The organism is Pseudomonas sp. PB120 (genome assembly GCF_009761815.1).
Taxonomy (GTDB): domain Bacteria; phylum Pseudomonadota; class Gammaproteobacteria; order Pseudomonadales; family Pseudomonadaceae; genus Aquipseudomonas.
In genome coordinates, this window is record NZ_RWIN01000033.1 from 41,062 (window position 1) to 52,820 (window position 11,759).

General features: G+C 59.4%; 10 protein-coding genes. 2 read left to right on the forward strand and 8 right to left on the reverse strand.

Going from position 1 to position 11,759, the window contains the following annotated elements; translation table 11 throughout:
• The first annotated feature begins 2 nt into the window (after window positions 1-2).
• Window positions 3-824, forward strand: coding sequence for a M23 family metallopeptidase (locus EJA72_RS05225; protein WP_157710454.1), 822 nt, complete (start codon window positions 3-5; stop codon window positions 822-824).
• Window positions 825-962: 138 nt separating this feature from the next.
• Here EJA72_RS05225 and EJA72_RS05230 read toward each other — a convergent pair whose 3' ends face one another.
• Window positions 963-1,319, reverse strand: a complete 357-nt coding sequence (locus EJA72_RS05230; protein ID WP_157710455.1) for a hypothetical protein — start codon at window positions 1,317-1,319, stop codon at window positions 963-965.
• Between the two features lie 397 nt (window positions 1,320-1,716).
• Here EJA72_RS05230 and leuA point away from each other — a divergent pair, with 397 nt between their 5' ends.
• Window positions 1,717-3,396 (forward strand): 2-isopropylmalate synthase, encoded by a 1,680-nt coding sequence (gene leuA, locus EJA72_RS05235; RefSeq protein ID WP_157710456.1) that lies wholly within the window; start codon window positions 1,717-1,719, stop codon window positions 3,394-3,396.
• Between the two features lie 206 nt (window positions 3,397-3,602).
• Here leuA and EJA72_RS05240 read toward each other — a convergent pair whose 3' ends face one another.
• The 7 genes from EJA72_RS05240 to ispG form a co-directional block, all read right to left on the reverse strand.
• Window positions 3,603-4,394 (reverse strand): amidohydrolase, encoded by a 792-nt coding sequence (locus EJA72_RS05240; protein WP_157710457.1) that lies wholly within the window; start codon window positions 4,392-4,394, stop codon window positions 3,603-3,605.
• The gene (locus EJA72_RS05245; RefSeq protein WP_157710458.1) at window positions 4,382-5,530 is read right to left on the reverse strand and encodes a pyridoxal phosphate-dependent aminotransferase; all 1,149 of its coding nucleotides are present in this window, start codon (window positions 5,528-5,530) and stop codon (window positions 4,382-4,384) included. Before EJA72_RS05245 ends, EJA72_RS05240 begins: the two co-directional genes overlap by 13 nt.
• 288 nt (window positions 5,531-5,818) lie before the next feature.
• Window positions 5,819-7,288, reverse strand: coding sequence for a ribosome biogenesis GTPase Der (gene der, locus EJA72_RS05250; protein WP_017340309.1), 1,470 nt, complete (start codon window positions 7,286-7,288; stop codon window positions 5,819-5,821).
• A gap of 208 nt (window positions 7,289-7,496) precedes the next feature.
• The gene (gene bamB / locus EJA72_RS05255; RefSeq protein ID WP_157710459.1) at window positions 7,497-8,648 is read right to left on the reverse strand and encodes an outer membrane protein assembly factor BamB; all 1,152 of its coding nucleotides are present in this window, start codon (window positions 8,646-8,648) and stop codon (window positions 7,497-7,499) included.
• The gene (locus EJA72_RS05260; RefSeq protein ID WP_178129061.1) at window positions 8,641-9,282 is read right to left on the reverse strand and encodes a tetratricopeptide repeat protein; all 642 of its coding nucleotides are present in this window, start codon (window positions 9,280-9,282) and stop codon (window positions 8,641-8,643) included. The genes bamB and EJA72_RS05260 overlap by 8 nt, the downstream gene beginning before the upstream one ends.
• 40 nt (window positions 9,283-9,322) lie before the next feature.
• On the reverse strand, window positions 9,323-10,612 hold the full coding sequence (gene hisS / locus EJA72_RS05265; RefSeq protein WP_178129063.1) for a histidine--tRNA ligase: 1,290 nt from the start codon (window positions 10,610-10,612) through the stop codon (window positions 9,323-9,325).
• Between the two features lie 37 nt (window positions 10,613-10,649).
• Window positions 10,650-11,759 carry a flavodoxin-dependent (E)-4-hydroxy-3-methylbut-2-enyl-diphosphate synthase gene (ispG, locus tag EJA72_RS05270; RefSeq protein ID WP_045057725.1) on the reverse strand — a complete coding sequence of 370 codons (1,110 nt, stop codon included), beginning with the start codon at window positions 11,757-11,759 and terminating at the stop codon, window positions 10,650-10,652.

An 11,759-nucleotide genomic window follows, 5' to 3' on the forward strand; every position in this document is an offset into this window, starting at 1 on the left:
TCATGCCGCGTTTTCTAGCTCCGCTTTTGTTGCTGTGCCTGACCTTCAACGCCCACGCCGACAGCTACATCACCCGCCTGTTGAACAAACCGGTGCCCGGTGGCGTGGCGGTCGTGGACCTGGGCACTTCCGCTCAGGCGCCAAAAGCCAGTTATCAGGGCAAACCGGTGCTGGTGGTCAAGGAACAGAGCAACTGGCTGGCGATTGTCGGCGTGCCCTTGACGGTTAAACCGGGGGCCCAGTCCATCAGCAGCGGCGGCCGTAACCTGAGTTTCACGGTTGGCAACAAAAAGTATCCGGAACAGCGCATCACCTTGAAAAACACGCAACAGGTCAATCCAGACCCGGAGAATCTCAAGCGCATCGAGCGCGAACTGGCCGAGCAGATTGCCGCCTATCGCACGTTCAGCCCGAATACACCGAGCAACCTGCTGCTGGACAAACCGGTCAACGGGCCGTTGTCGAGCAAGTTCGGCGTGCGCCGATTCTTCAATGGTGAAGAGCGCAATCCCCACTCAGGCCTGGATTTCGCCGTGGGCGCCGGGACGCCGATCAAGACCCCGGCGGCGGGTAAGGTAATTTTGATCGGCAACTACTTCTTCAATGGCAACACGGTGTTTGTCGACCATGGGCAGGGCTTTATCAGCATGTTTTGCCACATGTCGAAGATTGACGTGAAGGTGGGGCAGCAACTGGCCCGTGGCGGAGTTGTCGGCAAGGTGGGCTCGACTGGTCGTGCGACCGGGCCGCATATGCACTGGAATATCAGCCTGAATGATGCGCGGGTGGATCCGGCGATTTTTATCGGGGCGTTTCAGCCTTAACCTTTTGTGGGGCTTATGGCGCCCCATCGCGAGCAGGCTCACTCCCATATTAGATCTTCGTCAAACATTAATTTTGTTTACGACAACAATCCACTGTGGGAGTGAGCCTGCTCGCGATGGCGGCATAACTGACACCGCCTATTCCGCCTCCAGATCCTCAATCCCATGGACTTCGCGATCCGCTAAACAGTGCCTGACCCACTCCTGCGTTTCCGCCGAAAACCCGCTCAACTCCTCTGCCGTGATCAATTCCCGCGCACACAGCCCGAGCAAGTGCGAGCCAGCCTCATGCCGTGAAAACCTGAACACACCAAACGCCCAATACAGCTCCTTTTGCCCCGCCTTGAGCAGCTCTTCACTGGCTTCTATCCGGTCATAAGGCTCCAGGGTTTTATCCAGTACCGTTCGTTCGACTTTTTCCATGATCTGGACACACATCCGCTCATGGGCCACGGGGCGCAACGCGCTGTAGCGCTTCCAGTCCGACTCGTTCATCGCCGACTCCTGCCTGACGGCCGTCTTGTCTAGGCTTTAAGAATAGCTCTGCTGATGGAACCAACAATTCAAAGTCTTGAATTGCGCACGGTTCAAACCTCGCGCAAACATAAAAACGATCGCTATCGAAAAGAGCAATAAAATCTCGATTAAATGGGCTATACGGGTATTCCTCTCAATTTTTTTCGACTGCTTGCCATCCTTTCCCCCCAAGGTTAGGGTTGAAGGCATGAAAACCTCTCACACCCTCATTCAGCTTCGCCAGCACCGCAGCCTGTGCCTCGTCAGCGCACGACTGCCGGGCTGAATTGCGATGCCTCGCCCCACGCTTTTCCCCAAGAACATTTGATCCACCGGCAGGCCGCCTTTTTTCGGCCCACACAATAAGGATTTCCCGATGAGCATGCTCAAAGACCCGTCTTCGAAATACCGCGCATTCCCGACCATTGATATCCCGGATCGCACCTGGCCATCGAAGACCATCACTGCAGCGCCAATCTGGTGCAGCTCCGACCTTCGTGACGGCAACCAGTCGCTGATCGAGCCGATGGATGCGGTCAAGAAACTGCGCTTCTGGAAAACCCTGGTGCAGGTCGGCGTGAAAGAAATCGAAGCGTCTTTCCCGGCCGCCTCGCAAACCGACTTTGACTTCGTGCGCACCTTGATCGAAGGCAACCACATCCCGGACGACACCACCATTCAGGTGCTGACCCAGGGCCGTGAAGACCTGATCGCGCGTACCTTCGAATCCCTGCGTGGGGCGAAGAAAGCCATCGTTCACCTGTACAACGCCACCTCCCCTTCCTTCCGTCGCATTGTCTTCAACCAGGACAAGGACGGGATCAAGGAAATCGCCGTGAGCGCGGCCAAGCTGTTCGTCAAATACGCCGCCCAGCAGCCGGAAACCCAGTGGACCTTCGAGTACTCGCCGGAAACCTTCAGCGCCACCGAACTGGAGTTCGCCAAGGAAGTCTGCGACGCGGTGATCGAAGTCTGGAACCCGACGCCTGAGCACAAGATGATCCTCAATTTGCCAGCGACCGTCGAATGCGCCACCCCGAACATCTACGCCGACCAGATCGAATGGTTCGGCCGTCACATCAACCGTCGTGACAGCGTGATCATTAGCCTGCACACCCACAACGACCGTGGTACTGGCGTTGCCGCCACCGAGTTGGGTCTGATGGCCGGCGCTGACCGTGTCGAAGGCTGCCTGTTCGGTAACGGCGAGCGCACCGGTAACGTCGACCTCGTGACCGTGGCACTGAACCTCTACACCCAGGGCGTTCACCCAGAGCTGGACTTCTCCGACATCGACGGCGTGCGCAAAGTCGTCGAGGAATGCAACCAGATCCAGGTGCATCCACGTCACCCGTATGTCGGCGACCTGGTTCACACCGCGTTCTCCGGCTCCCACCAGGACGCCATCCGCAAGGGCTTCGCCCAGCAGAAACCGGATGCGTTGTGGGAAGTGCCGTACTTGCCGATCGACCCGGCCGACATCGGTCGCAGCTACGAGGCAGTGATCCGCGTCAACAGCCAGTCGGGCAAAGGCGGCATCGCTTACCTGCTGGAACAGGAATACGGCATCAACTTGCCGCGTCGCATGCAGATCGAGTTCAGCCAGGTCGTGCAGCGTGAAACCGATCGCCTGGGGCTGGAAATGACCGCCCAGCAGATCCACGCGCTGCTTCACAGCGAGTACCTGCAGGCCAACACTCCGTATGCGCTGGTCAGCCATCGCCTGCAGGAAGAAAACGGTCACAGTGCCGTGGAAGTGGAAGTGTCCGGCCAAGGCCAGGGCGAAACCAACCTGCACTGGCGCGGCAAGGGCAACGGTGCCCTGGAAGCCCTGGTGGCCGGTTTGCCAGTCCCGGTGGAAATCATGGACTACAACGAACACGCCATCGGCGCAGGCACCAATGCCAAGGCGGCGGCCTACATTGAGCTGCGCGTGAACGGTGAGCGTGCGGTGCACGGCGTTGGCATCGATGAAAACATCACCACCGCCAGCTTCAAGGCCCTGTTCAGCGCGCTGAACCGCTCCCTGAGCCAGCCGGAAGCGAAAGCGGCGTAAGCGTTCGCTGAAATGCAAAAGGCCCCTTGGTGAGAACCTTGGGGCCTTTTTGTTTGCCTGCTGTTTTTGCGGTGTTCTTGAAAGCCGCATCGCGAGCAGGCTCACTCCCACAGTGGATCTTCGTCGAACACGAATTTTGTTTACGACAACAATCCACTGTGGGAGCGAGCCTGCTCGCGATGCGGCCTTGTCAGGCGGCAAAAATCTCAGGTGAACTCGAAAGTATCCGCATCCAGATTCGCTGGAAACCGCGTGCGATACGCCGCCAGTTCCGCCGCATCCAGCACCACCTGAAACACCCCGTCCGCCTCACCCGCGCTGAGCAACGTCTCACCCTGGAAGTCCAGCACCTGGCTGTCACCGGTGTAGGCAAAGCCTTTGCCATCGGTGCCAATACGGTTCACCGCGACCACATAGCACAGGTTCTCGATCGCCCGCGCCGGCAGCAAACGGTTCCAGTGCTGACGCCGTGCGCCCGGCCAGTTGGCGGTGTAGAGAAGCAGGTCAGTGTCCTGGGCATCACGACTCCACACCGGGAAACGCAGGTCGTAGCAAATCAGCGGCCGTACCCGCCAGCCCTTGAGTTCGAACTGCACCTGCCGCTCGCCCGGGGTGTAGTGGTTGTGTTCGCCGGCCATGCGGAACAGATGGCGCTTGTCGTAATGCATGACTTCGCCGTCCGGTCGCGCCCACAACAGGCGATTGCGATGGCTGCCATCAGCGGCCTGGATGATTACGCTGCCGGTAATGACTGCATTGAGCTTCGCAGCCTGAACCCGCAGCCACTTGCTCGTCGGGCCGTTTTCCGGCTCGGCGAGCGTCTCGGACTCCATGGAGAAACCGGTGGTGAACATCTCCGGCAGGATGATCAGGTCAGCGCCACGGGCCTGTTCCAGCAATTGCTCGAAATGCTCGAGGTTGGCCTGACGGTCGTGCCACGCCAGCGTGGTCTGGATCAGTGCGACGTTCAGGTTGGGCAGTGCACTCAGATCACGCATAGTTTTTCCGCTGCTTCACGCAGGGTCTCCTCGCGTTTGGCGAAGCACAGTCGCACCAGGCGCTGGCCTTCGGGGGGTGTCTGGTAGAAAACGGAAATGGGAATGCTGGCCACGCCGTGTTCGCGGGTCATCCACAGGGCCATGTCGACGTCGTTGAGGTCAGGGCGGATCTGCGAGTAATCGACCAACTGGAAATAGGTCCCGGTCACGCGGGTAAAACTGAAACGCGAGGGCGCCAGCAAATCGCAGAACAGGTCACGCTTGGTCTGATAGAACGCTGGCAGCTCTTCCACATGCTCCGGGTGCGCGGCCATGAAATCGGCCAGCGCATATTGCAACGGCGTCACGCCGCAGAAACTGACGTATTGGTGGACCTTGCGCAGTTCTGCCGTCAGGGCAGGCGGTGCGACCACATACCCGGTTTTCCAGCCGGTAACGTGGTAAGTCTTGCCGAACGAACTGACCACAAACGCACGCTGATACAGCTCTTCATGATTCAGTACACTGACGTGAGGTACGCCGTCGAATACCAGGTGTTCATAGACTTCGTCGCTGACCAGATAGATGTCGCGGTCGCGAATCAAGTCCGCCAGCTGATCCAGTTCGGCGCGGCTGATCAGCGCCCCACTGGGGTTGTGCGGCGAGTTGATGACGATCATCCGCGTGCGTGGCGTGATGGCGTCTGCCAGTTTCTGGAAATCGATCGAGAAATCATCCAGCCCGAGCTGCACATGCACGCAGCGACCGCCTGCCAGTTCCACCGACGGTTCATAGCTGTCATAGCACGGGTCAAAAACAATCACTTCGTCGCCGCTGTGGATAACGGCCTGGATCGCACAGAAGATCGCCTGGGTCGCGCCCGGCGTGATGGTCACTTCGTGGTCAGCGTCGACATGCACACCATAGCTGCGGGCGATCTTCGCCGACACTTGCTGACGCAGCGCCGGCAGGCCGGTCATCGGCGAATATTGATTATGGCCGTTGGCAACGTGACGACCGACCGCGTCACACAAGGCTTGCGGGGCATCGAAATCAGGGAAGCCCTGCGACAGATTGAGCGCGCCGGTTTGCGCCGCGAGCTGCGACATCTGAGTGAAGATGGTAATGCCGACATTCGGCAGCTTACTGGTGATCATCAATGAATCCCTGCTCTGCACCCGGCTCTAACGGCGGCGCGGGAGAGCCCGAGAATAGCCCATACGGCGCCCATAAAAAAAGGGCGCCAATGGGCGCCCTTCTCTTAAACCATTCACTGCATAACCTGTGGCGAGGGAGCTTGCTCCCGCTGGACCGCGAAGCGGTCCCATTATTAACCGAGATCGTTCGGGTAGAACGGGGCGGCTGGGTTTGCGACTGCTGCGCAGTCGAGCGGGAGCAAGCTCCCTCGCCACAGAAGCCCACATAAAAAAGTGGGCAGCTGCGAATCAACGCTTGTCGCGGCGCTTCTTGTCGGCTTTCTTGTGGTGCGACATCAAGCGACGCTTCTTGTTGACCTGACGGTCGGTGAGCGAGTTCTTGTTGCCTTCATACGGGTTCTCGCCGCCCTTGAACTCAATGCGGATCGGCGTACCAACCAGCTTGAGCACACGACGGTAAGTGTTTTCCAGGTAACGCACGTAAGACTTCGGCACCTTCTCGATCTGGTTACCGTGAATCACGATAATCGGCGGGTTCGCGCCACCCAAGTGCGCATAACGCAGCTTGATCCGACGGTTGTTGACCATCGGCGGTGCGTGCTCGCCAACCGCATCTTCCAGGATCTGGGTCAGGCGGTTCGTCGGCCAGCGGGTGACCGCGGACTTGAACGAATTCTGTACGGAAGCGTAGAGGTTACCCACGCCAGTGCCGTGCAGCGCCGAGATGAAGTGGATGTCGGCGTAGTCAACGAAGAACAGGCGACGTTGCAGCTCGACCTTCACGAAGTCACGCTCGCTCGGCGTCATGCCGTCCCACTTGTTGATCGCGATGACCAGTGCACGACCCGACTCAATGGCAAAGCCCAGCAGGTTGAGGTCGTGGTCCACCACGCCTTCGCGGGCGTCCATCACAAAGATCACCACGTTGGCGTCTTTGATCGCTTGCAGGGTTTTGACCACGGAGAACTTTTCAACTTCCTCGTGGATCTTGCCGCGCTTGCGCACACCGGCGGTGTCGATCAGCGTGTACTTCTCGTCGTTACGCTCGAACGGGATGTAGATACTGTCGCGGGTAGTGCCGGGTTGGTCATACACGATCACCCGGTCTTCGCCGAGCATGCGGTTGACCAGGGTCGACTTGCCCACGTTCGGACGACCGATGATGGCGATCTTGATCCCGTCTTTTTCGCTTGGGCCAGGAATGCGCTTGGCTTCCTCACCTTCGGCAACGATCTCTTCTTCGCCGTCTTCCGGCTCTTCTTCGTCTTTCGGGAAGTCGCTCAGGGCGATTTCCAGCATCTGGGTGATGCCACGGCCGTGAGCACCGGCGATCGGGATCGCGTGGCCCATGCCCAACGGGGCGAATTCAGCGCGGGCCATTTCCGGGTCGATGTTGTCGACCTTGTTGGCCACTACGTAAGAACGCTTGTTACGTTTGCGCAAATGCTCGGCGATCATCTGGTCGGCGGCGGTGAAACCGGCCTTGGCATCTACCAGGAACAGAACGACATCGGCTTCTTCAATGGCCAGCAGCGACTGCTCGGCCATTTTTTCGTCCATACCGTGCTCGTCACCGGAGATACCGCCGGTGTCGACCAGAATGTAGGAACGCCCTTGCCACTTGGCCTCACCGTATTGGCGATCACGGGTCAGACCGGACAAGTCGCCGACGATAGCGTCGCGAGTCCTGGTCAGGCGGTTGAACAAGGTGGACTTGCCGACGTTCGGTCGACCCACCAGGGCGATTACGGGAACCATGCGGCTCTCCACTTCGTTATTTCAGAAAATACAAAAGCCGCTGCGAGGCAGCGGCTGGTGCTCGGGACCATCCCAGGGCACGTACCTGTAGGAGCGAGCCCGGCTCGCGAAAAACGCATGGACACCGCGTTTATCCAGGAAGCCACCGTTTTCGTTGGCGACCATCGCGAGCATGCTCGCTCCTACAGTTAAAACCCAAGCATAGTCGTTACTTAATGGTCAGGGCTTCCAGTTTGCCGCTGTTGCCATAGACATAAATCGTGTCACCCACCACCAGCGGACGGGCACGAAGGCCGTCGCTGTCGATGCGCTCACGGCCGACGAAACGGCCGTCCACCTGACTCAGCAGGTGCAGGTAACCTTCCAGGTCACCGACTGCAACGTAACTCGAAAACACTTCCGGAGCCGACAGTTGACGGCGGGCCAGCGAATCGTTGCTCCACAAGGCTGTGGTGGAACGCTCGTCGACGCCTTCAACGGTGCCCGAAGACAGGCTCACGTATACGTTGCCGAAACCCTGGGCGACGCCGGCATAGCTGGAAGCATCACGCTGCCAGAGCTGACGACCGCTTTGCAGGTCCAGTGCCGCAACGCGACCCTGATAGCTGGCGACGTACAGTGTCTCGCCGGACAGCAGCAAGCCACCGTCGATATCGACAACACGCTCCAGCTCCGAGCGACCTTGTGGAATCGCTACACGCTGCTCCCACACCGGCACGCCGTTGGAAATATCCAGAGCAACCACTTTACCGGTCGACAGGCCAGCCACCGCAAGGCGGTTGGTCACGATCGGCGCACTGGTGCCGCGCAGGGTCAGGACTGCCGGAGTGCTGTCGTACAACCAGCGCTGGTTGCCGGTGGCGGCATCCAGGCCGATCAGACGGTCATCCTGAGTCTGAACCACAACCACGTCACCGTTGTTGGCCGGTGGTGCGAGTACTTCACTGGACACGCGAGCGCGCCATTTCTCTTCACCGTTGATGGCGTCCAGCGCAACGATTTCGCCCTTCAGCGTACCGATCGTGAGCAGACCGTAACCCACGCCTACGGCGCCGGAAACAGGCAGTTCGAGATCTTTCTTCCACTTGACGTCGCCATTGCTGCGGTCCATCGCCATCACCACACCGGTGACGTCGGCGGCATAGATGGTATCGCCATCGATTGCCGGAACCAGCATGTTGTAGCTTTCGCCCTGACCATCACCGATAGAACGGCTCCACTGCTTGTGCAGAACCACTTCTTCCTTGAAGTCGACCAGCTCGGCCGGTGGCAATTCTTTTTTGCTGTTGCTGCTGCAACCCGCGGCCAAAACGGCCAGAGCCAGCAATGCTGCATGTTTCCAACGGATCACGTCACGCATCCCCTTTAGCCAGATCGTCCAGCTTGATTTGTAGGCCGCCGACCGCCGCTTCATCCGACAGTGCCGCCTTGGCTTTTTGATACGCTGCGTTGGCTTCGTCGGTACGACCCAGCTGCACCAGCAGGTCGCCCTTGAGTTCTTCGCGAGTGGCCAGGAAGGCTTTGTCTGCGTCGCCGTCGAGCAGTTTCAAAGCTTCGTCAGCCTTGTTCTGCGCGGCCAGTACCTGCGCCAGACGCTGACGGGCAATCTCGCCCAGCGCCGGGTTCGCCGGTTTGGCAACAATGGCATTCAGCTCGGTGGCTGCATCATCCAGCTTGCCGGCGTCGACCGCGACTTTCGCCACGAACAGGCTGCCGTACTGCGCGTAAGCCGTGCCGCCGAACTCGCTGTTGAGCTTGGCTGCCAGGTCCGAAACGCGCGCTGCATCGGGTTTGCCGTCAGGGGTCAGCGTGGTTTCGAGCAATTGCTGATAGAGCATCGAAGCGCCTTGCGCCTGATTGTTCTGATACTTGTGAAAGGCCTGCCAGCCGAACACGATGACCAGCGCCAACAGGCCACCAGTAACCAGGGGCTTGCCGTTGCGTGACCACCAGTCCTTCAAATCCGCCAGCTGTTCGTCTTCGGTACTCGACACCCCAATACTCCTTAATCGCTAAATCGGCTGTTTGACAGCTTCAACCCTGCACGACGCAGGTGGCCAGGTGTGCAGCAAGCGCATCCCAGGCAATGCTTTGTTGTTCGCCCTGGCCACGCAGGGGTTTGAAACCTACCACTTGCTGGGCCATTTCGTCGTCACCGAGGATCAGCGCATATAGCGCACCGCTCTTGTCGGCTTTCTTGAACTGGCTTTTGAAGCTTCCGGCGCCGGCATTGATCTGCAGGCGCAGGTTTGGCAATTGATCGCGAACCTTCTCGCTCAACGTCAGGGCCGCCAGCTCGGCAGCCTCGCCGAATGCGCAGAGATAGACGTCGACCTGACGGGAGATCTCTTCCGGGATCTGCGCCAGGGTTTCCAGCAGCAGCACCAGACGCTCGATGCCCATGGCGAAACCAACGCCCGGGGTCGGCTTGCCGCCCATCTGCTCCACCAGACCGTCGTAACGACCACCGGCACACACAGTGCCCTGGGCGCCCAGCTTGTCGGTGACCCATTCGAAAACGGTCTTGCTGTAGTAATCGAGCCCGCGAACCAGCTTCGGGTTGATCACATAAGGAATGCCGGCGGCGTCGAGACGAGCCTTGAGGCCCTCGAAGTGCACGCGGGATTCATCGTCGAGGTAGTCGGCCATTTTCGGCGCGTCGACCAGGATCGCTTGAGTGTCGGCGTTCTTGGTGTCCAGCACCCGCAAAGGGTTCGTCTTCAGACGGCGCTGGCTGTCTTCGTCCAGTTTGTCCAGGTGCGCCGAAAGGAACTCGACCAGCGCTTCGCGATAACGACCGCGGGATTCGCTGGTGCCCAGGCTGTTGAGCTCGAGCTTGACCGCATCGCGGATACCCAGCTCGCCCCACAGGCGCCAGGTCAGAACGATCAGCTCGGCATCGATGTCCGGACCATCGAGGTTGAACACCTCGACACCGATCTGGTGGAACTGGCGATAACGGCCTTTCTGCGGACGTTCGTGACGAAACATCGGGCCGATGTACCAGAGTTTCTGCACCTGGCCACCGCCGGTGATGCCGTGCTCGAGCACCGCACGCACACAGGCCGCCGTGCCTTCAGGGCGCAGGGTCAGGGAATCGCCGTTACGGTCGTCGAAGGTGTACATCTCTTTTTCGACGATATCGGTCACTTCACCGATGGAGCGCTTGAACAGCTCGGTGAACTCGACGATCGGCATGCGGATCTGCTTGTAACCGTAGTTATCCAGCAGACGCGAAACGGTGCCCTCGAAATGACGCCACAGGGGAGTCTGTTCGGGCAGGATGTCGTTCATGCCACGAATGGCTTGCAGAGACTTGCTCACTTTAAATCCTTAAATTCGTTCGGCGCTTCAGTCCGGCTTAGCCGCGAGCGATTACCGCTGCATCAGCCTCGACCTTCTCGGCCGCTTTCTGGCGGATCAAGCGTTCAAGCTCATCCACCAGATTGTCATTCGTCAGTTTCTGCGACGGCTTGCCGTCGATGTAAATCAGGTTCGGCGTGCCGCCGGTCAAGCCGATATGGGCTTCCTTGGCTTCACCCGGCCCGTTGACCACACAACCGATGACCGCCACATCCAGCGGCACCAGCAGGTCTTCGAGGCGCCCTTCCAGTTCGTTCATGGTTTTGACCACATCGAAGTTCTGCCGCGAGCAGCTCGGGCAGGCGATGAAGTTGATGCCACGGGAACGCAGGTGCAGGGACTTGAGAATGTCGTAGCCGACTTTCACTTCCTCGACCGGGTCAGCCGCCAACGAGATGCGGATAGTATCGCCAATCCCTTCGGCGAGCAGCATACCGAGGCCCACGGCGGATTTCACTGTGCCTGAACGCAAGCCACCCGCTTCGGTGATGCCCAGGTGCAGCGGCTGGACGATTTCCTTGGCCAGCAGGCGGTAAGCTTCGACGGCCATGAACACGTCGGAGGCCTTCACGCTGACCTTGAAGTCCTGGAAATTCAGGCGTTCAAGGTGCTCGACGTGACGCAAGGCGGACTCGACCAGCGCAGCCGGGGTCGGCTCGCCGTATTTCTTTTGCAGGTCTTTTTCCAGGGAACCGGCGTTGACGCCGATGCGGATCGGAATCCCGCGATCACGGGCGGCATCGACCACCGCACGCACGCGGTCTTCGCGACCGATATTGCCCGGGTTGATCCGCAGGCAATCAACGCCCAGCTCGGCTACCCGCAACGCGATCTTGTAGTCGAAATGGATGTCGGCCACCAACGGCACTTTGACCAGTTGCTTGATCTTGCCGAAAGCTTCGGCGGCGTCCATGTCCGGCACGGAAATGCGCACGATATCGACGCCAGCTGCTTCCAGCCGGTTGATCTGGGCGACCGTGGCCGCCACATCATTGGTATCGCTGTTGGTCATGCTCTGCACAGCGATAGGCGCATCGCCGCCAACCGGGACGTTACCGACCCAGATCTTGCGGGATTCGCGACGTTTGATTGGAGATTCGCCGTGCAT